The 21,051-nt window shown below is 72.0% G+C and carries 17 protein-coding genes; 9 read left to right on the top strand and 8 right to left on the bottom strand.

Annotation, left to right across the window (positions count from 1 at the left end):
• Positions 1-68: 68 nt before the first annotated feature.
• Positions 69-695 carry a dihydrofolate reductase family protein gene (locus AC07DI_RS02885; protein WP_478901762.1) on the top strand — a complete coding sequence of 209 codons (627 nt, stop codon included), beginning with the start codon at positions 69-71 and terminating at the stop codon, positions 693-695.
• Here the strand turns inward: AC07DI_RS02885 and AC07DI_RS02880 are convergent.
• Entirely contained in the window at positions 692-2,281 is a 1,590-nt protein-coding gene (locus AC07DI_RS02880; RefSeq protein ID WP_478901760.1) for a hypothetical protein, read from the bottom strand. The genes AC07DI_RS02885 and AC07DI_RS02880 overlap by 4 nt on opposite strands.
• Before the next feature lie 142 nt (positions 2,282-2,423).
• Here AC07DI_RS02880 and AC07DI_RS02875 point away from each other — a divergent pair, with 142 nt between their 5' ends.
• A complete protein-coding gene (locus tag AC07DI_RS02875; RefSeq protein ID WP_478901759.1) occupies positions 2,424-2,747 on the top strand; it encodes a hypothetical protein in 324 nt (107 codons plus the stop codon).
• A 116-nt stretch (positions 2,748-2,863) separates the two neighbouring features.
• On the top strand, positions 2,864-5,257 hold the full coding sequence (locus AC07DI_RS02870) for a SpoIIE family protein phosphatase (RefSeq protein WP_478901757.1): 2,394 nt from the start codon (positions 2,864-2,866) through the stop codon (positions 5,255-5,257).
• A gap of 45 nt (positions 5,258-5,302) precedes the next feature.
• Here AC07DI_RS02870 and AC07DI_RS02865 read toward each other — a convergent pair whose 3' ends face one another.
• The gene (locus AC07DI_RS02865) at positions 5,303-6,301 is read right to left on the bottom strand and encodes a MerR family transcriptional regulator (RefSeq protein WP_478901755.1); all 999 of its coding nucleotides are present in this window, start codon (positions 6,299-6,301) and stop codon (positions 5,303-5,305) included.
• A 194-nt stretch (positions 6,302-6,495) separates the two neighbouring features.
• Between AC07DI_RS02865 and AC07DI_RS02860 the strand changes: the two genes are divergently transcribed.
• A complete protein-coding gene (locus AC07DI_RS02860; RefSeq protein WP_478901753.1) occupies positions 6,496-7,149 on the top strand; it encodes an SDR family NAD(P)-dependent oxidoreductase in 654 nt (217 codons plus the stop codon).
• 23 nt (positions 7,150-7,172) lie between these two features.
• Here AC07DI_RS02860 and AC07DI_RS02855 read toward each other — a convergent pair whose 3' ends face one another.
• Complete coding sequence (locus tag AC07DI_RS02855) at positions 7,173-8,546, bottom strand: cryptochrome/photolyase family protein (RefSeq protein WP_478901752.1); 1,374 nt, start codon at positions 8,544-8,546, stop codon at positions 7,173-7,175.
• Positions 8,547-8,768: 222 nt separating this feature from the next.
• Between AC07DI_RS02855 and AC07DI_RS02850 the strand changes: the two genes are divergently transcribed.
• Positions 8,769-9,833, top strand: a complete 1,065-nt coding sequence (locus AC07DI_RS02850) for a lipoate--protein ligase family protein (RefSeq protein WP_478901750.1) — start codon at positions 8,769-8,771, stop codon at positions 9,831-9,833.
• Between the two features lie 20 nt (positions 9,834-9,853).
• Here AC07DI_RS02850 and AC07DI_RS02845 read toward each other — a convergent pair whose 3' ends face one another.
• The 5 genes from AC07DI_RS02845 to AC07DI_RS02825 all read right to left on the bottom strand — a co-directional run bounded on the left by AC07DI_RS02845 (position 9,854) and on the right by AC07DI_RS02825 (position 16,883).
• Positions 9,854-10,852 carry a TIGR03842 family LLM class F420-dependent oxidoreductase gene (locus tag AC07DI_RS02845; protein ID WP_478901749.1) on the bottom strand — a complete coding sequence of 333 codons (999 nt, stop codon included), beginning with the start codon at positions 10,850-10,852 and terminating at the stop codon, positions 9,854-9,856.
• Positions 10,853-10,997: 145 nt separating this feature from the next.
• On the bottom strand, positions 10,998-12,755 hold the full coding sequence (gene cydC / locus AC07DI_RS02840; protein WP_478901747.1) for a thiol reductant ABC exporter subunit CydC: 1,758 nt from the start codon (positions 12,753-12,755) through the stop codon (positions 10,998-11,000).
• Positions 12,752-14,467: a thiol reductant ABC exporter subunit CydD gene (gene cydD, locus AC07DI_RS02835; RefSeq protein ID WP_478901745.1), complete on the bottom strand. Its 1,716-nt coding sequence runs from the start codon at positions 14,465-14,467 to the stop codon at positions 12,752-12,754. Before cydD ends, cydC begins: the two co-directional genes overlap by 4 nt.
• 31 nt (positions 14,468-14,498) lie before the next feature.
• Positions 14,499-15,521, bottom strand: coding sequence for a cytochrome d ubiquinol oxidase subunit II (cydB, locus tag AC07DI_RS02830; protein ID WP_478901743.1), 1,023 nt, complete (start codon positions 15,519-15,521; stop codon positions 14,499-14,501).
• A gap of 60 nt (positions 15,522-15,581) precedes the next feature.
• Complete coding sequence (locus AC07DI_RS02825; protein WP_384263715.1) at positions 15,582-16,883, bottom strand: cytochrome ubiquinol oxidase subunit I; 1,302 nt, start codon at positions 16,881-16,883, stop codon at positions 15,582-15,584.
• A 201-nt stretch (positions 16,884-17,084) separates the two neighbouring features.
• On the opposite strand from AC07DI_RS02825, the gene AC07DI_RS02820 reads away from it, so the two are divergent.
• The 4 genes from AC07DI_RS02820 to AC07DI_RS02805 form a co-directional block, all read left to right on the top strand.
• A complete protein-coding gene (locus AC07DI_RS02820; protein ID WP_478901742.1) occupies positions 17,085-18,011 on the top strand; it encodes a LysR family transcriptional regulator in 927 nt (308 codons plus the stop codon).
• Positions 18,012-18,302: 291 nt separating this feature from the next.
• Positions 18,303-18,626 carry a 2Fe-2S iron-sulfur cluster-binding protein gene (locus AC07DI_RS02815; RefSeq protein WP_384263720.1) on the top strand — a complete coding sequence of 108 codons (324 nt, stop codon included), beginning with the start codon at positions 18,303-18,305 and terminating at the stop codon, positions 18,624-18,626.
• A complete protein-coding gene (locus AC07DI_RS02810; protein WP_478901740.1) occupies positions 18,626-19,897 on the top strand; it encodes an NAD(P)/FAD-dependent oxidoreductase in 1,272 nt (423 codons plus the stop codon). Before AC07DI_RS02815 ends, AC07DI_RS02810 begins: the two co-directional genes overlap by 1 nt.
• A gap of 378 nt (positions 19,898-20,275) precedes the next feature.
• A partial coding sequence (locus AC07DI_RS02805; protein ID WP_478901739.1) for a 3-deoxy-7-phosphoheptulonate synthase occupies positions 20,276-21,051 on the top strand: 776 nt, incomplete at its 3' end.

Genomic DNA, 21,051 nt, shown 5'->3' with positions numbered 1-21,051 from the left:
GGGGGCCGACGAGCTGTACCGTGCGCTGCCCGAGCGCCCGTGGCATCCATCGCCGAGGAGGACTTCTGATGCGCAGCGTGACCTGTTCGATGAGCGTTTCACTGGACGGCTACATCGTCGGACCGGACGGCCGTTTCGACTGGACGGCGCCCGGCAAGGAGGTCTTCCGCTTCGCGAGCGACGAGGTGCGTGCACTCGGCGTCCACCTGCTGGGGCGACGGCTGTACGAGACGATGCTGTACTGGGAGACCGCCGACCGGGACCCGGCGCCCACCGCCGCACTGGACTGGGAGAACGCCGACCAGGACCTGCTCGGCTTCGCCGCGCTCTGGAAGGCGCTCCCCAAGGTGGTGTTCTCCACCACGCTGTCGGAGGTGCGGGGCAATGCCCGCCTGGCCTCCGACGGCCTGGCAGCGGAGATCGAACGGCTTCGGGCGGAGCCCGGGGACGGCGACATCGCGATCGGCGGCGCGACGCTCGCCGCCGAGGCGGCCGCGCTGGGGCTGATCGACGAGTACCGGATCAGGGTCTACCCGACGCTGGTCGGCGGCGGCGTTCCGCTCTTTCCCCGGCGCGAGCGCCGGACGGATCTCGAACTCGTCGAGACCCGTACCTTCAACACGCAGGTCGTCTACCTCCGCTACCGCGTGGCGCGCTCCAGGACCTCATCGCCGCCCCGGCATCCGAGGGGCTAGCGGACGTCGACGTAGTCCTCGCTTCCGTAGTCCGCGTAGGAGGAGGCGGTCGTGTCGGTGTAGCGCATCTGCCAGGTGCCGTCGCGCTGCGCGGTGAACTTCTTGCTGAACGTGCCGTCGGTCAGCGTCTTGGTGCTGCCCAGTTCCTGCCACGCGGAGCCGGCCGTCGCGGCCTTGAACCAGACGCGGATCTTCTGGCCGCCGTACGGCCGCCAGGTGGACCCCGCCTTCCGCATCAGGCCGCCCTTGGCCGTGAGCGTCGCCCCCTTGCGCACGCCCTCGGGCGAGACACCGTCGTTCCAGATCTTGGTGTACGTGCGGCCGAGGTCGAAGCCCGCGCCGTTCACGCCGGCGTTCACGAGGCGGAGCCGCCACTGGGCACCCGCATCCCCCTTCTTCGGCGAGGACGCCGTGAAGGTCGCGCCGTACGCGGCGTCGAAGGTGCCGGTGCTCGACCAGGTCCCGCCCGCGGAACGGCGGTCGATGGACACCTTCGCCTTGGTCCCCGCCGGGTACGAGCCCTGCGTGACACCGAGCTTTCCGGTGAAGGTGACCTTGCGGTACTTGCTCACCCCGGCCTTGACGTTCGACAACGCGCTCGTCCGAGGGGGCGTGGCCAGCGTGAAGGAGTGCGGGGCCGATGCCGTGAACCAGTTCGAGGCGGTCGGCAGGACGCTCACCTGCCCGCCCTGCTTGACGGTGTACGCCGTGGAGAAGGCGCCGTTCGCACCGCTCACGACGGTCCCGTCACCGATCCGCACCTCGGCGGCCAGCGGCTTCTCGGTGCCGTCGTCCGCGATACGGGTGAGCTTGCCGCGGACGGGGATGTCGCTGCCGTACGGGGCGGTGACCGTGCCGGTGGGGGTGTCCACCGTGAGCTTCAGCGGCTGCTTGCGGAAGGGCAGGGTCAGCGACTCGTACTGCTGGTCGAACATGTACTCGTAGGTGGTGGCGGTGCTGTACTCGTCGAAGTGCTGGGAGGACGTGAAGCGCCCCGCCTCGTCCGTCCACACCCATCCCTCGCCGTGGGCCTCGCGGGCGCGGTAGTACAGGCCCACTCCGGCGAACGGCTTCACCTCGTGGGTCCGGGGGTCCTCGGCCACCACGGACCCGGAGACCGTGAGGTCGGCGTTGTCGTAGGAGATCCACGGGCGGCTGCTGGTGAGGGTCAGCTTGGGGTTGAGACCGTAGTTGAGATAGCCGGTCGACGGCTCGACGACCTCGTCCGGCTGCCCCTCCCTCGCCACGACGTCGATCACGTAGGCGCCCATGGAGGGCAGGGTGACCGGCTCGGACCTGAAGGTGTCCTCGTAGCAGTCCTCCGTGTCGGGACATGCCTCGGTGCCGTCGAGGCGGACATCGGCGAGGACCCTGCTGTCGTTCTTCGCGTGAATCCTGAGCGTGACGTCCTCCGGGCGGAAGCGCGAGGACATGTGCTCATAGAGGGCGTAGACCTTGCCCCCTTCCACCACGGTTTCCGTCCGGCTCTTCGCACTGCCGCCACCCGCGTGCGCCGCGGGCGCGGCGACCAGTGCGGCAGCGCAGACCGCCATGCTCGTGGCCAGCGCTGCCGTGAACTTCTTCAAGACGTGAACTCCCCCATCGGGTTTTGCCATACGTACGAGCGTTTGACCTGCGAGGGGGGTGCGGGGTTGCGCGACTGCGTGCCTCAATTCGGTTCCGTCGCGCTGTCGCGCCGCAGCCGTTTCCGCACCGCATCATGGCTTCGTGGCGGCAGAGAACGTGCAGTACACCGAGGACGGTCACTTCATCGTCGTCAAGGGGCGGCGGTGGCGGGCCACCGATCCCCGTGTGCCCGACGACGTGAGAGAGCGGCTGGTCCGCCATCTGATGGCGGCCCGCAGGGCCGTTGCCGCCGCGGGTGACGACGCGGAGGCGCGGGGGGCCGCCCGGGCGCGTGTGCAGCTCGCCAAGACGGGGCTGGGGGAACGGGGCACGGCCTGGTGGGAGCAGTCCCTCGCCGAGCGGCGCCGGCGGTGGGAGGACTGCCTGCGGCGCCTGGACGAGGAGGCGAGGGCCGGGGCCGCCTGAGCCGCACGGTCCGGGAGGGCCTTACGTGGTGGATCAGGGGTGATCGGGCGTACCGCAGTTGTGCCCCTTTCGGGGACGGCGGATTCTGGAGCAATGAACGAGGCTGATGTGGCGGCATGACTGCATGGAACGCGGAGCAGAGCACCGACTTTCGTGGGCCCCTCGACGTCACCAGGGCGGCCACGGCGGTCGTCGACGCCCGGGACACCGTCATCGGGTGGAGCGACGCGGCGGAGCGGCTCCTCGGCCATCGGCTCCAGGAGATCGTCGGCCGGCCCCTGACCACGTTCCTGTCGTCACCCGGCACGACGCCCGCCCTCCGCCCCCTCTCCCCCGGGTCCTGCGGTGACGAGGTCCGCGTGGCCCGGCACCGGGACGGGCGCGAGCTGATCGTCGCCATGGCGGTCTGCGCCCTGCGAGGGAGGGACGACGGCTCGACGCTGCGCGTCCTCGTCATCACTGAGCTGGCGGATCTCCGGTTGTGGGAGGCCCGGCAGTCCCTGTTGCACGGCCTTGCCACCCAGTCCCCCGTCGGCCTCGCCATCTACGACACCGACCTCTGCCTGACCTGGTGCAATACGGCGTACGAGCGGGACATGGGGCGGCCACTCGCCGAGTTCCGCGGTGCTCGGGCCGATGAGCTGTACTCGGAGGGGAAGTTCGTGACCAGGGGGCACCCGCCCACTCTCGACGCCGTCATGCGTCATGTCCTGGACACCGGCGAGCCCTTCCTGGACCTGCACTTCCAGGGACGCCCGCCCAGCGACCCGGAGACGGACCACCTCTGGTCCTGTGCCTACTACCGGCTGCAGGACGCCGACGGGAACGTGTTCGGAGTGTGCGAGGACGCCTTCGACATCACCGACCGCTACCGGGCACAGCGGCGGCTCGCCCTGCTCGTCGAGGCGGGCCGCGGCATCGGGACCGCCCTCGACGTGCTGGCCACCGCCGAGAAGATCACCGAGGTGGCCGTACCGGAGTTCGCCACCACGGTCACGGTCGACCTCGCGAAGCCGGTCCTCGATGGCGAGGCACCGGCCACCAGCGGCGCGGCGGCGATGTCGCTGGTGCGGGTCGCCCGCTGCCCGGCGAAGGAGACAGAAGACGCCGAGGTCCTGCGCCCTCCTCGCCACAGCCCCATCGCCTATCCACCCGGGTCCCCGCAGGACCGCTGTCTCTCCTCCGGCGGGCTCGTGCTCGACGACACCGTCCTCGTCGTGCCGTTGCGGGCCGGGAACAGCGTGCTGGGGCTCGTCACCTTCCTCCGCGAGGCGCCGGCCGCCACGTTCGACAGCGGTGAGGTGGCGCTGGCCGACGAGTTGGTCGCCCGCACGGCCGTGTCCATCGACAACGCACGCCGCTTCACCCGCGAGCGCACCGCCTCCCTCGCCCTCCAGCGCCAGTTGCTGCCGCAGCGGCTGCCCGAGCAGTCGGCGGTCGATCTGGCCTACCGCTACCTGCCCACGGACGACGTGACGGGGGTCGGCGGTGACTGGTTCGACGTCATTCCGCTGTCCGGGACCCGGGTCGGGCTCGTGGTCGGGGACGTGGTCGGCCACGGGTTGCAGGCGGCCGCGACCATGGGTCGGCTGCGTACGACCGTGCGCGCGTTCGCCCAGATGGACATGGACCCCGTCGAGCTGCTGTCGCGGCTCGACGATCTGGTGGGGCAGTCGGCGGAGGAGCAGGGCGGCGAGCGGGGGGCCTCCGACGGTGCGTACACCGATGTGACCACCGGGGCGACCTGTCTCTACGCGGTCTACGACCCGGTCTCGCGGCGCTGCGTCATGGCCAGGGCCGGGCATCTGCCGCCGGCGGTCGTCGATCCGGACGGGCAGGTGTCCTTCCCCGACCTGCCGGCCGGCCCGCCGCTGGGCCTCGGCGGCCTGCCGTTCGAGTCCCTGGAGATCGAGCTGCCGGTGGGCAGCCTGCTGGCTCTCTTCACCGACGGCCTGGTCGAGGCCCGGGACCGCGACATCGACCACGGGCTCGACACCATCGGACGGGTGCTCGGCGACCGGCACGCGTCCCTGGAAGAACTGTGCGACCGGGCCGTCACGGAACTCCTGCCGGGCGGCTCGACGGCGGACGACACGGCCCTGCTGCTCGTCCGCACCCGCGAACTCGACACCGCGCAGGTCGCCGAGTGGGAGGTGTCCGCGGAACCGGTCGCCGCAGGCCGTGCCCGGGACCTGGCCACCCGGCAGCTGCACCGGTGGGGCCTCGAAGAGCTGTCGTTCACGACCGAGCTCGTCGTCAGCGAGCTGGTGACCAACGCGGTCAGGTACGCGGACGGTCCGATCCAGGTACGCCTCATCCGGGACCGCACCCTGCTGTGCGAGGTCGCCGACACGGGCCACACCTCACCGCACCTGCGCCACAGCGGCGAGGACGACGAGGGCGGGCGCGGCCTGTTCATCGTCGCGCAGCTCGTCCAGAGATGGGGCACGCGCTACACGCCCTCCGGCAAGACCATCTGGACCGAGCAGGCCTTCCCCACGACGGTCTGAGCCGCCCGTACGCATCCCAACGCCCCCGCCCGCCGCTCACGCCGCTCACGCCGCGAACAACGACTCGATCCGGTCCGCCGCCGGCCGCAGCCCGGTCAGCCGCTCGACCCCCGGCGCGTACGCCCCAGCCCCCGTCGACCAGCCCGGCCCCGCGACAAGCACGGTGGGATGCGTACGCGCGCCCCGCACGCCCCACTCCGCCTCCGCGACGAGGTGCACCAGCGCGCGGTCGGCGGTGTTGCGCGAGTGCGCCCAGAGCACCACGGCCGAGGGGCCGATGCGCCGCACCGCCTCGTACAGCGCCTCCGCGGGGAGGGCGGCGCCGAACATCCTGGTGGGCAGGCCCCGTTCGCCGAGGACCGCGGTGAGGGCCTCCAGCGCGAGGGTGTGCTGCTCCCCGGGTACGCAGGTGAGCAGCACCGGCGCGAGGGGCACCGTCGTGAGCGGCGGGGCGTCGGCCGCGGCGGTGTCCTCGAGGTCCGGGACGCGGCGCAGGACACAGGAGACGTGCCAGGAGAGCAGATGCTCGACCTCCACGTACCGCTCGCCGCAGGACGCCCATTTGCGGCCGATGGCGTGCAGGGCGGGGGCCATGACCTCCTCCCACCCCTTGGTGAAGCCGTACGCGGTCACCGTGGTCCGCAGCTGCGCGTCGACGGCGGGCGCGTCGAGCCGCACCGCCGCCCTGGCGAGGCCGCGGCACTCCTGACGGACGGTGCCGAGGGAGAGTTCGCCGGGGTCGCTCCCGCGTCGGGGCCGCGGCACCTCGGCCCCGGCTTCCCGCAGGGCCAGCCGCGCGGCCTCCGCCGGCGGTACGCCGAGCGCGGTCAGCCGGCACATCTCCTCCACGCGGCCCACGTCCCCGGCGCTCCAGCGGCGGTGCCGGCCCTGCTCGCGGCGGTGGGCGGGCCCGATGCCGTACCGCCGCTCCCAGGTGCGCAGCGTGGTCGGCGCGACGCCCAGTCTGCGGGCGACGGACCCCGTGGTCAGTGCGGGTTCGTCCGTGCTCCGCCGGGAGGGGTCCGGCTGCCCTGTAGCGCCCATCCCGCGACGATACGACGCACAAGCGCTGCGAGTTGTCGTCTTCGGGGACTGTCACCAGTCTGAGAGCGACTTCGGCCTCCGGACGAGGAGTACGCGCTCGGTGCGGGCTGCGCGCGTCGCGGGACGGCCCGGGACGCCCGTCCGGTCCGGAGTACCCGGTGTTGGGCAACTCTTGGAGCCTTGGAGGCAGAACTATGGAAATCACGGGCGCGAACGTCCTGGTGGTCGGTGCCACCGGCGTCCTCGGCGGGCTCGCCGCCTGCGCCTTGGCGGAGCGCGGCGCGCGGGTGGCGCTCGCGGGCCGCAACCCGGTGCGGCTCGCCGCTCTCGCCCAGGACCTCGGCGACGTACCCGCCCGGAGCTTCGAGGCGTGCGACCTGGACCAGTGCACCGCGCTGGGGCCGTGGGCTGCGCGGTTGTTCCCGCGGCTCGACGGGGTCCTCGTGACGGTGGGGGCCGCGGGTTTCGGCGCCGTCGAGGACGTGTCGAACGCGGCGGCCGGGCACCTGCTCACGGTGAACGCGCTCTGTCCCATGGCGGTCCTGCGGGGCGCGGCTCCGGTGACGGCGGACAAGGGGTTCCTGCTTGCGGTCACCGGGCCCGACCGCGCCGGACGCCTCGCGGGCAGCGCGGACTACACCGCCTCCAAGGCGGCGTTGAGCGGCTGGCTCGGCGTGCTCGCGGAGGAACTCGCGCCGCGCGCCGTCGCGGTCCACGACTTCCGCGCACCGCATCTGGACACCGGCTTCACCGAACGGCCGCTCATCGGCAGTCCGCCCGCGCTGTCGCCGGGCACCGACGCGCTGTCGACGGCGCTGTCCCTGGTGGACAGGATCGCCTCGGCCTGAGAGCCCGTCTTTGAGAGGCGTCGTCATGCGATACCCCTGGCCTGCTTGAAGCGACTGAGTCCGTCGGCCAGTTCGACGAGCGGCTCGGGGTAGTCGTAGCGCGCCCGCTCCGCCGCCCGCAGCTTCCACGGTTCGTGGACCGCCGGCCCGCGCAGCTCGCCGAGTTCCGGCACCCAGCGGCGTACGTACGCTCCGTCCGGGTCGTAGCGCTTGGCCTGGAGCACGGGGTTGAGCACCCGGTTGGGGCGGCTGTCCGTGCCGGTTCCCGCCACCCACTGCCAGTTGAGCTGGTTGTTGGCGAGGTCGCCGTCGACCAGGAGCCGCCGGAAGTGGCGGGCGCCGACCCGCCAGTCGACGTAGAGCGTCTTGGCCAGGAAGCTCGCGGTCAGCAGTCTGCCGCGGTTGTGCATCCAGCCCTCGTGCAGCAGCTGGCGCATGGCCGCGTCGACGATCGGGTACCCGGTGCGTCCCTCCTGCCACGCGGCGATGTCCTCGCGCGCCGACTCCTCGGAGCGCCAGCGGTCGCCGCGCGTGCGGTAGTCGGCGGTGGCCGCGTCGGGGCGCGCGGCGAGCACCTGGTGGTGGAAGTCGCGCCAGCACAGTTGCCGGACGAAGTCCTCGGCGCCCCGGGACGTCCGCCTGCCCGCGTCGCGGACGAGTTCGGCGCCGGACAGCGTGCCGAAGTGCAGATGCGGCGAGAGCCTGGACGTGGCGTCGCCCGCCAGGTCGTCGTGGGTCTTGTCGTACCTGTCGATGCCGTCGCGCAGCCACGCCTTCCACCGCGCGCGGCCGGCGCTCTCACCGCCCTTGGCGAGCCCCGGCGAGAGCCCCTTCACCCGGTCCCTGGCGGGCAGGGGGTCGGAGCGGACGTCGTCCGGTACGCGCACGGTGCGCGGGGCGGCGAGGACGGCCCGCACGCCCTGCGCCGACCAGCGGCGGTAGTAGGGGGTGAAGACGGCGAAGTGGCCGGAGCCCGCGGGGGTGACGGCGCCGGGCTCGACCGCGGTGATCACGGCGTCGTGGACGTGCAGGTGTTTCCCGTCCGCTTCCAGTGCCGCGCGCAGCCGCTTCTCGCGGGCGTGCGCGTACCGGCTGACTCCGGCCGCCATGTGCACCTCGTCGGCGTCCGTCGCCCGGACGACGGCCCGCACCTCGTCGACGGGGTCACCGGCGCGCACGACGAGCCGGCCGCCGCGGTCCCGCAGCCGCCGGTCGAGGTCGGTCAGGCAGTCGGCGAGGAACGCCTCGCGGTTGGGGCCCGAGCCGCCGATGCCGCCGATGGTCCGGTCGAGGACGAAGAGCGGCACCACGGCGTCCGCGCGCTTGACGGCGGCGCGCAGCGGCGGGTGGTCGTGCACCCGCAGGTCGGAGGTGAACAGGACGACGGAGATGCGCATGGGGTGGGCTCCAGTGGACGAGTGCCTCGGGCACGTGGCGCGGTGCCGGTGCCGACCGCTGTCCCCACTTTCCGCCGGACCGGCTCCGGGGCCGCGCCGTGCGGCGCGTGTTGCCCCCATATGGCGCGCGGAAAGGGACATTCCCCTACTCGGTTAGCGTGGGGGGACGATTCGGAACAGTGAGCCGAGGGCGGCTGCGCCCCTCGGGCATGGAGGAAGCACGTGCACGGTGAGTACAAGGTCCCCGGCGGCAAGCTCGTCGTGGTCGATCTGGACGTCGAGGGCGGCGCACTGCGGAACACGCGCGTGGCCGGTGACTTCTTCCTCGAACCCGACGAGGCGCTCGACGCGATCAACGGCGCGCTGGACGGCGCGCCCTCCGACACGGACGCCGCGGGTCTCGCCGCCCGCATCGACGCCGCGCTCCCCGAGGGCACCGTCATGTACGGCCTGACCTCGGACGGCATCGGCGTCGCCGTCCGCCGCGCCCTGGCCCACGCGACGGACTGGACCGACTACGACTGGCAGCTGGTCCACGAGGGGCCGCAGCCGCCCGCGCTGCACATGGCGCTCGACGAGGTGCTGACCCAGGAGGTCGCGGCGGGCCGGCGCCCGCCGACCCTGCGCGTCTGGGAGTGGGCCTCGCCCTCCGTGATCATCGGCAGCTTCCAGTCGCTGTCCAACGAGGTCGACGCGGAGGGCGCCGCCCGGCACGGCGTCGAGGTGGTGCGCAGGATCTCCGGCGGCGGCGCGATGTTCGTGGAGCCGGGCAACACCATCACGTACTCCCTGTCCGTCCCTGACGCCCTCGTCCAGGGGCTCTCCTTCCAGGACAGCTACGCCTATCTGGACGACTGGGTGCTCGGCGCTCTCGCCGACATGGGCATCAAGGCGTGGTACCAGCCGCTCAACGACATCGCGACGGACGCGGGGAAGATCGCGGGCGCCGCGCAGAAGCGCATGGTGGCGGTGGGCGGCGGGGCGGGCGCCGTGCTGCACCACGTGACGATGTCGTACGACATCGACGCGGACAAGATGCTCGACGTGCTGCGCATCGGCAAGGAGAAGCTGTCCGACAAGGGCACGCGGAGCGCCAAGAAGCGCGTCGATCCGCTGCGCCGCCAGACCGGTCTTCCCCGCGAGACGGTGATCGAGCGCATGATCGACTCCTTCCGCTCCCGCTACGGACTCGCTGAGGGCAGGGTGACTGACGAGGAGCTGGCGCGCGCCGAGGATCTCCTGCGCAGCAAGTTCACGACCCCCGAGTGGACTGCTCGCGTGCCGTAGTCGACGCGCGGGCCGGGTGGTCAGGTCATGACCGGGACGACCGACTCCGCGTACGCGTCGATGACCTCCTCGCGCGCGTCGTGCATCGCGTACACCGCGAACTGGTCGACGCCCAACTCCTTGAGTTCCCGCAGCCGTTCGAGGTGCGCCTCGACGGGTCCGAGGAGGCAGAACCGGTCGACGATCTCGTCGGGCACGAAGGCGGTGTCGGGGTTGCCGGTGCGGCCGTGGTGGCTGTAGTCGTAGCCCTCGCGCGCCTTGATGTACGCGGTGAGGGCCTCGGGCACCATCGAGGAGTGCTCGCCGTACCTGGCGACCAGGTCGGCGACGTGGTTGCCGACCATGCCGCCGAACCACCGGCACTGCTCGCGGGCGTGCGCGAGGTCGTCGCCGACGTAGGCGGGCGCGGCCACGCAGATCTTGACGTCCGCCGGATCGCGCCCGGCACCGGCCGCCGCGTCCCGTACGGCCCTGACCATCCACCGCGTCAGATACGGGTCGGCGAGCTGCAGGATGAACCCGTCGGCCTTCTGCCCGGCGAGCGCGAGCGCCTTCGGGCCGTACGCCGCCATCCACACCGGCAGCCTGCCGTTTCGCACCCACGGCAGCCGCAGGGTCTGCCCGCCGACGTCGGCCTCGCGGCCCTCGGCGAGGTCACGGATGACGTCGATCGACTCGCCGAGCCTGGCCAGGGTGTTGGGCTTGCGCCCGGCGACGCGCATCGCGGAGTCACCGCGCCCGATGCCGCACACGGTGCGGTTGCCGTACATGTCGTTGAGCGTGGCGAAGGTGGAGGCCGTGACCTCCCAGGTCCTGGTGCCCGGGTTGGTGACCATGGGGCCGACGGTCAGTCGCGTCGTATGCTCCAGGATGCGGCTGTAGATGACGAACGGCTCCTGCCACAGGACGGACGAGTCGAAGGTCCAGCCGTAGCGGAAGCCGCCCCGCTCCGCGCGCCTCATGAGGCCGACGACCTCCGAGGCGGGCGGGTCGGTCTGCAGTACGAGTCCGAAATCCATTGCCCCGACTCCTCACGCACGTCACGCAGGTCGAATGACACCCGGGAAGCCGCCCGAGGGAGCCGGGAGCCGTCCGGGAAGGGACAATCCTCGGCTTCCGGCCGGAGCTTGGCAAGAGGGACACGACGGCCGTCGGGCGGCGCCGTCAGAGCGCCATGGCGGGCAGGGCGTCCGGCACGCCGTCGAGGTCCTCGTGGCTGATGGAACGGATCCGGCCCTCGTCCAGGGTGAGGATCCGGTCGGCGGCGGCGAGGCCCGCCCGTTCGTGCGTGACCAGGAGCGTGGTACGGCCGCGGGTGGCGTCGAGGATGTCGGCGAGCACCGCGGCCGCGGTGTCCGGGTCGAGGCCCTCGGTGGGTTCGTCCAGGACGAGGACGGGCGGGTCGGCGAGCAACGCGCGGGCGAGGAGCAGGCGTTGGCGCTGACCGCCGGAGACCGTGGCGCCGTCCCCGCCGAGTACCGTCTCCCAGCCGCCCGGCAGCGACTCGATCCAGTCCAGGATGCGCGCCCTGCGGGCCGCGTCGCGCAGCTCCGCGTCGGTGGCGTCGGGGCGGGCGAGGACCAGGTTGGCGCGGATGCTCGCGTGGAAGACGTGCGCGTCCTGGGTCATACCGGTGATCGCGCGGCGGGCGTCGGCGCCCGCGCAGTCGCTCAGTTCGCGCCCACCGACGCGGACGCTGCCCGCTTCGTAGGGGACGAACCGCATCAGCGCCGCGATCAGCGTCGACTTGCCGGACCCGCTGGGGCCGAGGAGCACGACGCGGTGGCCGCTCGGCACCCGCAGGTTCACCCCGTCAAGGGCCGGGGGCCCGCCGGCGGTGTGGCGCACCCGCAGGTCGCTGATGACCACGTCGAGCGGCCCTTCGGCGGGCAGCGGGGCCGGGTCGGCGGGGTCGGCGACCGGCGCGGGGGTGTCGAAGAGGTCGGCGAGGCGCTGCGCGGAGGCGCGCACCTCGGCGAAGCGGCGGGCCGCCGCGGGCAGCGGCGCGAGCGCCTCGAAGGAGACGAGGGCGAGCACCGCGAGGACGGTGAGCTGCACGGCGGGCAGGTCGCCCGATGCGTGGGCGCGCAGCGCGAGCCAGGTGACGCCGACCGTCGCCGCGCCCTGGAGTACGAGCACCACGGCCTGGGCGAGCGAGGTGGTCAGCGCCTTGTGGCGTTCGAGGCGGGCGATCCGGGCCGCGACGTCGCGCGCCCGGTCGTGGACGCGGCCGCGGGCGCCGTACGCGGCGAGGTCGGCGGCTCCCTGGGTCAAGTCGACGGTGACGGCGGAGAGTTCGGCGCGCGCCGCCTTCTCCGCGCGGCCCGCGCGCCGGGACAGCGCGAGGACGAGGGCGGGCACGAGGAGTCCCGCCACGGCGAGCAGGACACCGAGCAGCACTCCGGCCCCCGGCAGCAGCACCACGACCATGCCGGTGGCGGTCGCGGCGACCACGAACGCCGCCGTGGCCGGGATCATCACCCGAAGGAGCAGGTCCTGGGCGGCGTCGACGTCGTCGACGAGCCGGGTCAGCAGGTCGCCGCTGCGGAAGGCGGGGGTGCCGGCCGGGGCGAGCGGCACGAGCGCCTCGTACACCCGGGCGCGGAAGCCGGCCACGGCCCGCAGCACGCCGTCGTGGCCGAGGAGCCGGTCGATGTAGCGCAGTGCGCCGCGTCCCAGGGCGAGCGCGCGTACGGCGACGATCGCGACGCTCACCGCGGCGATCGGCGGCTGTTCGGCGGCGCGGGTGATCAGCCAGGCGGCGGTGGCCATCAGGGCGGCGGCGGCGAGTTCGCTGCCTGCGGCGGCGAGCGCGGCGGGCAGCAGCCTGCGCCAGTAGGGCAGGAGGTGGTGCAGGAGGCGGACGGTGGGGCGGGGCCCGCGGGGGCGCCCGGGGGCGGCGGCTTCGGTGTACGTGGTCATGAGGCCACCAGCCTTTGCGTGGGCGGGAGTTCGGGGTGGGCGGGGAGCGCCGGGGCCGGCGGGAGGTGGATGCCGCCCGCCCGGACCGTGATGATCCGGTCGGCGTGCGGCAGCAGGCTCGTGCGGTGGGCCACCACGATCGAGGTGCGGCCCCGCATGAGGGCGACGGTGGCGCGGGTGACGGCGGCCTCGCTCTCGGGGTCGAGGTGCGCGGTCGGTTCGTCCAGGAGGAGGACGGGGGCGTCCTTGAGGAAGGCGCGGGCCAGGGCGATCCGCTGGCGCTGGCCCGCGGAGAGCCCGGCGCCGTGCTCGCCGAGCGGTGTGTCGTACGCCTGGGGCAGCTCCTCGACGAAGAGGTCGGCGGACGCGGCGCGGGCCGCCTCGCGCACCTCCGCGTCGCTCGCACCGGGGCGTCCGAGGCGGATGTTCTCGGCGACGGAGGCGGCGATCAGGTGCGGGCGCTGCGGCACCCACGCGACCTGGGCGCACCAGTCGTCGGTGCCGATGTCCGCGAGGTCGGTGCCATCGGCGGTGACCCGTCCGGAGGTCGGGGCGACGAAGCCGAGGAGCAGCGAGAGCAGGGTGGACTTGCCCGCGCCGCTGGGGCCGATCAGGGCGACGTGCTCGCCGGGTTCGATCGTCAGGCTGACGTGGTGGAGGGCGGCTGCGGCCCGGTCGGGGTACTGCACGGTGACGTCGTCGAGGCGCAGTCGGGCGGTGCGGGCGTCGGGGGCGGGGGCGCGGTCGGCGGGGGCCGGTGCCGCGTCCTCCTCGTCGAGGGTGGTGAAGACCCGTTCGGCCACCGCGATGCCTTCGGCACTGTCGTGGAAGGCGCCGCCCATGGCGCGCAGCGGGAGGTACGCCTCGGGGGCGAGGAACAGGACGATCAGGGCCGTGTGCAGGCTGACGTCGCCGTGCAGCAGCCGCAGTCCGACCGGTACGGCGACCAGCGCCACGGAGAGGGTGGCGACGGTCTCGAGGACCAGTGAGGAGAGGAAGGCGACGCGCAGGGTGCGCATGGTGGCCCGCCGGTGGGCGTCGGCCATCTCGCGCACCACCTTGGTCTGGTGGCGTTCGCGGCCGAACGCGCGCAGGGTGGGCAGTCCGGCCACCACGTCGAGGAAGTGGCCGCCGAGGCGGGAGAGCAACCGCCATTGGCGGGCCGTCCGTTGGGCGGTGTGCATGCCGACGAGAGCGCCGAACACGGGGATCAGCGGCAGGGTGATGAGGATGATCAGCGCGGATGTCCAGTCGGTCCACCACACGCTGGCGACGACCGTGAGGGGGACGACCGCGGTGGCCGCCATCGTGGGCAGGTAGCCGACGACGTAGGGGTCGAGGGCGTCGAGGCCCCGGGTGAGCAGGGTGGCGGTCTCGCCGTGGCGACGGGCCGCGAGCCGCAGGGGGTTGGTGTGCTCAAGGCGTCCGGTGACGCGGTCGCGCAGGGTGCGTTTGGCGTCGGCCGCGGCGCGCTGGGCGAGCACGCCGCGGAGCCAGGTCAGCAGGGCGCGCGCCGCCATGACGGCGCCGAGCGCGGCCAGCGGTCCGACGCGCAGCGCGTGGTCGGCGAAGCCGTCCGCGAGGACGGTCGCGAGCAGGACCGCCTGGGTGACGATGAGCCCGGCGCCCGCCAGGGCCAGTACCGAGGAGTACGTCATATGGCGCCGCAGCACTGGGATTTCCCGCATCAGGCGGCGTTCGACGGGCTTCATCGTGGGGGTCCCTCTCGTCGCTTTCCGGGGGTCAGAAGTAGCTGGGGTGACGTTGGCCCGTCCGCCCCCGGAAGGCCCACCAGCTCCAGAACTGGTAGGCGAGGATCGTCGGGATCACCAGGACCCCGAAGCCGCTCAGGATCTTCAGCGTGGCGTCGTCGGTGATGGCGTGGTCGATGTCCAGACCGGCGCCGGCCCCGGTGGTCAGGAGGTACGGGTAGTGGCCCGCCCCGAGGAGCAGCACGGGCAGCGCGGTCGCGGCGCAGGTGGCGACGAACGCGAGGACGTTGTGCCCGCGGGTGAGGTACCACCAGCCCGCGGCGAGGGCCGCCACGAACGCGGCGGTGATGACCGCCGAGGTCGCGCGGTTCGTCATCGAGGCGCCCTCGCCGAAGAGCGTGAGGAGCAGCGCGAGCGCTCCCACGACACCGGCTCCGGTGATCAGGCTCGCGCCCATCTTCCGTGCCTTGGCGCCGGTTTCGGGGCCCGAGCGGAGTGCGACGAAGGTCGCGCCGTGGGCGGCGAAGAGCAGCAGGGTGGTGACGCCGCAGACCAGCACGAAGGGCGTGAAGACCTCGCCGAGGCCGATGTGGAAGCTGCCGTCGGCGCGGCGGGGCACGCCGTGGAGCAGCAGGCCCACGACGAGGCCCCAGCACACGGCGGGCACGCCGCCGCCGACGACGATCAGGGCGTCCCACATCCGGCGGCCCCGCGCGCTGTGGGAGCGGCGGCGCAGCTGGACCGCGGCGTTGCCGAGGACCAGCCCCGCGAGGATCGCCACGATCAACGGGTACATGCCGGACAGGAGGGTGCCTTCCAGGTGCGGGAAGGCGCCGAACAGGACGCCGGCGAAGGCGACCAGCCAGACCTCGTTGCCCAGGAAGAACGGCGCGATGGCGTCGAGGGCGGCGTTCCCGCTGGTGCGCTTCTCCTCCTCATCCTTTCGGCCGAGGAAGGGGTGCAGCATCTGTGCGCCGTAGTCGTAGCCGCCGAGTACAAAGTACCCGGCGAGTAGCAGGCCCAGCAGGGCCAGCCAGACGGTCTCCAGACTCATCTCGCTCAACTTTCCGTTACAGCAGGGGAGTTCATGGCGGGGGTGCCGGGCGGTTCCGGCTCAGAAGGCGGGCACCGGCTGCTTCTCGTCGGCGCTGCCCTCCGGCCCGTCGGGGACGTCGTCCGGGAGCGGTTCGTTGACGCCGAGCTGGGTGGCGTCGGGGCCGCGCAGGGCGAAGCGGGTGATCAGGGTCCAGTTGGTCACGGCCAGCGCCACGAAGATGGCGATGAACAGGACGCAGGACAGCAGCAGCGAGGTCCTGCCGACGTTGGAGAGCGCGTCCTCGACCGTCAACTGGCCGTACACGAGCCAGGGCTGGCGGCCCACCTCGCGGACGATCCAGCCGCCCACGGAGGCGATGAAGGGGAAGGGGATCGTCGCCACCATGACCCACGACGCCCAGCGCCAGCGCATCAGCCGGTCCTTCCACAGAAGGATCAGGGCGATGGCGGTGATGGTGGACACGGTGTTGCCGATGAGCGACATGGCGTCCATCGAGATCCGCATCGTGTCCTGCCACGGCACGTAGTTGCCGGGGCCGTGCTCCTTGACGAGCTGGGCCTGCAACTCGGCGACGCCGCTGTTCTCCAGGACCGCGTCCTTCATGGGCTGGGTGCGCTCGATGATGGGCCGCTGCATCTCGCCGACGACGACGACGAAGAACGAGGCGACCGTCGAGACCCAGAGGCCCAGCTTCAGGGAGGTGCGGAAGAGTTCCCGCTCCTCGGTGTGGCGCAGGAAGTGGTAGGCGCTGATGCCGGCGACGAAGCAGCCGCCCGTCGTCAGGGCACCGAGCGAGAGGTGGAGGAGGGCGACCAGGGCGCTGGAGTTGGTGAGCAGCGCCGCGAAGTCGGTCAGGTAGGCGACTCCGTCGCGCACCTCGTAGCCGACCGGGTGCTGCATGAAGCCGTTGGCGATCAGGATCCAGTACCCGGAGGCGTACGCGGTCAGGGCCACGAGCCAGATGAGCGTGACGTGCACACCGCGGCGCAGCCGGCCCCAGCCGAAGATCCACATGCCGAGGAAGGTGGACTCGGCGAAGAACGCGATGAGGGTCTCGAGGGCGAGCGGGGCGCCGAAGACGTTGCCCGCGAACTTGCTCAGGCCGCTCCAGCTGAGTCCGAACTGGAACTCCATGACGAGGCCGGTGACGATGCCGACCGCGTAGTTGATGACGTAGAGCTGACCCCAGAAGCGGGTCATACGCTCCCGGACTGCTCTCTGGGCGGGATCACGGGTGAACGCGGCCCGGGTGTGCATGATCGCCACGATGGGGACGAGCCCCATGGTGAGGATCACGAACAGCCAGTGGATGCCGGTCGTGGCCGCGAACTGGAGTCGGGCCAGATCCGCAGCGCTCATGATGCGACCTTCCTGGGGGGACGGTTTCTGTGGGTGGGCGGTGGACGGTGGGGCCGCCGCTTCGCGTGTGCGGATGCCGGGCTCCGTTGCCCGCCATCCGTGCGGTGACCTCGATGAAGACCGTAGAGAGAATTCCTTATGCATTCCAAGACCGGTTTTGCCATGTGATGATGCCCCTGAAGGCATAAGTGAAGGTGGATCATGGATCTTCTGCAGTTGCGCTACTTCCAGGCCGTCGCCCGTTACGAGCACATCAGCCGCGCCGCGGAGGAGCTGCGCGTCGCCCAGCCCTCGCTCAGCCGCACCATCGCGCGCCTGGAGGGCGAGCTCGGAGTCCCGCTCTTCGACCGGCAGGGCCGCCGCATCCGGCTCAACCAATACGGCACCGTCTTCCTGCGCCACGTCGACCGCGCCCTGAGCGAGCTCGAAGACGCCCGCAGGTCGCTGAGCGACGCCCGCGACACTGCGTTCGGCCGGGTCGGCGTCGCCTCCGAGACCCTCCTGACGATCACCCATCTCCTCGGCAGCTTCCGGGCCGCCTACCCTCGCGCCGACGTCAGGCTCTACCAGTCGAACGCGGAGGAGATGGACCGTCAGCTGCGCGCGAGGGAGGTCGACTTCTGCGTCGCCTCACAGCCGCTGACCGGCGCGAACCTCGACTCGATCGAGCTGGCCCGCGAAGAGGTGCTGCTCGCCGTCCCGCGCGGCCACTGGCTCGACGGCCAGGAGAGTGTGACGATCCGTGAGATCGCCGCGGAACCCTTCGTCACCACCCGCCCGGGCCAGTGGCAACGCACGCTCCTCGACCGGCTGTTCGCGTCCGAAGGGCTCACGCCGCTGATCTCCTGCGAGGGCGACGAACCGGGCGCGAGCCAGGACATGATCAGCGCGGGGCTCGGCATCGGGCTCATCCCGGCCATCTCCCGCCAGGCCGGAACCGATTCCCAGGTCCCGGTCGCCTGGGTGCACCTGAACGCGCCGGACTGCCACCGGGTCCTCACCCTGGTGTGGAACCGCGACACCTACCTCTCCGACGCCGCCGTGAAGTTCCGCGAGTTCACCACCAGCAGGCCGTTCATGACCCACCGCCTCCCCGACCCCCGCCGCGGACGCGGCAACCGGCCCTAGACCTCTCCCGGGTCGCGTCCTGGGTCGCGTCCAGTCGCGCCCTGGGTCGCGTCCCGGCCACCGGCTCCTGGTCCGGCCGGAACTAGTTTGGTACGCTCCGACCCGTTGCCGAGCCCTGGCCCAGGACGTCGCGTGTCCGAACGGCCGGATGGTGTCGGTGAGTTGACCGGGGTGTCGTGTCCCCCGTCGGCCACCGGGCAGCACATCTCCACCTTCCGTCTTTCCACTTGCCAGGCATCCGTGCCACGGCGCGCCCTCGCGTGCGTCCGGATGCCATCGAGGAGCTCCGCCATGCCCAAGATCACGTATGTCGCCGTCGACGGCAACGAGACCGCAATCGACGTCCCGGAAGGCACCAGCGTCATGCGCGGCGCCGTGTTCAACGACATCGACGGCATCGTCGCCCAGTGCGGCGGCAACATGCAGTGCGCCACCTGCCACGTCTACGTGGACGAGACCACCCTCGACAAGCTGGAGCCGCCGAAGGAGCGGGAGGACGAGATGCTCGACTTCACCGCCTGCCCGCGCAAGCCCAACAGCCGGCTGAGCTGCCAGCTCAAGTCGAGCGAGGCGCTGGACGGCCTGATCGTGCACCTCCCCGAGCGGCAGAACTGATGACGGACAGCACCCACCCCGAGTCGGTCGTCGTCGTGGGGGCAGGCCAGGGCGGCTACCAGACCGCGGCCTCCCTCCGCGAGGAGGGCTACACGGGACGCATCACGCTCATCAGCGCCGAGGACGCGCTCCCCTACGAGCGTCCGCCGCTGTCCAAGGCGTACCTCAAGGGCGAGGCCGACGAGTCGCAGCTGTGGCTGCGGCCCGCGACGTACTACGTGCGCCAGTCGATCGACCTGGTCGCCGGCACCGTCACGGAGATCGACCCGGCCGCGCGCACGGTGCGCCTCGCCGACGGCTCCGCGTACGACTACGGGCATCTCGTCCTGGCCACCGGCGCCCAGCCGCGCACGCTCGGCGTGCCGGGCGCCGGGCTGCGCGGCGTGCACACCCTGCGCAGCGCGCAGGACGCCGTCGCGCTGCAGGCCTCGCTGGCCGGGGCCCGCCGGGCCGTGGTGGTGGGGGCCGGGTTCATCGGCCTCGAATTCGCCGCCGTGGCCCGGGAAGCGGGCGTCGAGGTGACGGTCGTCGAGGCGCTCGACCGCCCGCTCGCCCGGGTGGTCTCCGCGCGGACCGCGGAGCACTTCACGCGGCTGCACCGGAGCAAGGGCACCCGGCTGCTGTTCGGCCAGGGCGTCGCGGCGCTGCACGGTGACGGCCGCTCGGGCGTGAGCGCGGTGGAGCTTGCCGACGGCAGCAGGCTGCCCGCCGACCTCGTCCTGGTCGGTGTCGGTGTGAGCCCGCGCACAGAGCTGGCCGCCGCGGCCGGACTTCCGGTGGACGGCGGCATCACCGTCGACGCCCATCTGTTGACCGGCGACCCGCACATCTCGGCCATCGGTGACTGCGCGGCATTCCCCCAGGTGCGCTCGGGGAACCGGTTGCGGCTCGAATCCGTGCAAAACGCCGTCGGGCACGCCCAGTCGGTCGCCCGGCGGCTGACAGGAACGGTCCGCGCCTACGACGAACTGCCGTGGTTCTGGAGCGACCAGTTCGCGACGACCGTGCAGATCGCGGGCTTCGACGAGGGTCACGAAACCGCGGTGGCGCTGGGCGACGACCCCGACGCGTTCTCGGTTCTCCTCTTCCGCGGGGAATACCTCCAGGCGGTCGAATCCGTGAACCGTCCCGCCGACCATCTCGCGGCCCGGCGGCTCCTCGCGCAGAGCGCCGCCCTGACGCCCGAGGACGCGTCGGCCCCGGGATTCAGCCTGCGGGAGTACCTGCGGCGCCTGGTCAGGGCCGGGACGGAGGCGCCGGTGCCGCTCTGACGGACGGCGTACGCGCGCGACTGGAATCTTCCATTCCGATTCCCGTCGCGCGCCGATCCGCCATCGATGAATTATGGCGGGAACTTTCCAGTCCCGCTCTTGGAATGTTTAAGAATTTGCGCCCGGAGGGCTTACCGGCATGCGCTCTCAAATTCGCGTGCCACATCGCGTTCATTAGCGAAACATCGAAACAGTGTTGATTTGATTCGTTGAACAAGGCAGGATCGCTCAAAGTCAACGGGGGGCTTCCGGCGACTGCTGTCCGCCCCCTTGGATTCACACACCATTCACAAAGGGGACAGCTATGTCTGATTCCGCCGCGGGTGAGGGTTTTACCGCCTGAGAATCACTACATTACCGCTGGATCGGAGTACGTCAATGGAAGACGTTATACGGGAGATTCGTATCCGCGGGGCTCTGCAGCAACCCGACTGGAGCGACATCTCGCAGCTGAACCGGGTCGGCGAGGCACTGGCCGCCCGCCCCCCGCTGGTGCAGGGGGACGACCTGGCCACCCTGCGCACCCTGCTGGGCAAGGTCGCCGCCGGGCAGGCGATGGTCCTGCAGTCCGGCGACTGCGCCGAGGACCCCCAGGAGTGCACCCCGCGCCACGTGGCCCGCAAGGCGGCCCTGCTGGACCTGCTGGCCGGCTCACTGGGACTGATCACCGGCAAGCCCGTGCTGCGGGTGGGCCGCATCGCCGGCCAGTTCGCCAAACCCCGCTCCAAGCCCACCGAAATGGTCGACGGCGTCGAACTGCCCGTCTTCCGCGGCCACATGGTCAACGGCCCCGAACCCGACGCCGAGAGCCGCCGCCCCGACCCGCTCAGGATCATCACGGGATACATGGCGGCCGGCGACATCGTCGAGAACCTGGGCTGGCGCGACCGCGCCGCGGGCCGCGACGTCGTGGGTCCTGTGGTGTGGACGAGCCATGAGGCGTTGCTCCTGGACTACGAGACGCCGATGGTGCGCACCGACGACAAGGGCCGTCTCTTCCTGGGCTCCACGCACTGGCCCTGGATCGGGGAGCGCACCCGCCAGGTCGAGGGCGCCCATGTGGCGCTGCTCGCCGAGGTCAGCAACCCGGTGGCCTGCAAGGTCGGCCCCGCCATGGAAGTGGACGAACTCCTGGCCCTGTGCGAGCGCCTGGA

The organism is Streptomyces sp. NPDC044106, from assembly GCF_056433985.1.
Note: the sequence above shows the minus strand (reverse complement) of the source record. Positions and strands in the feature narration are given on the sequence as shown.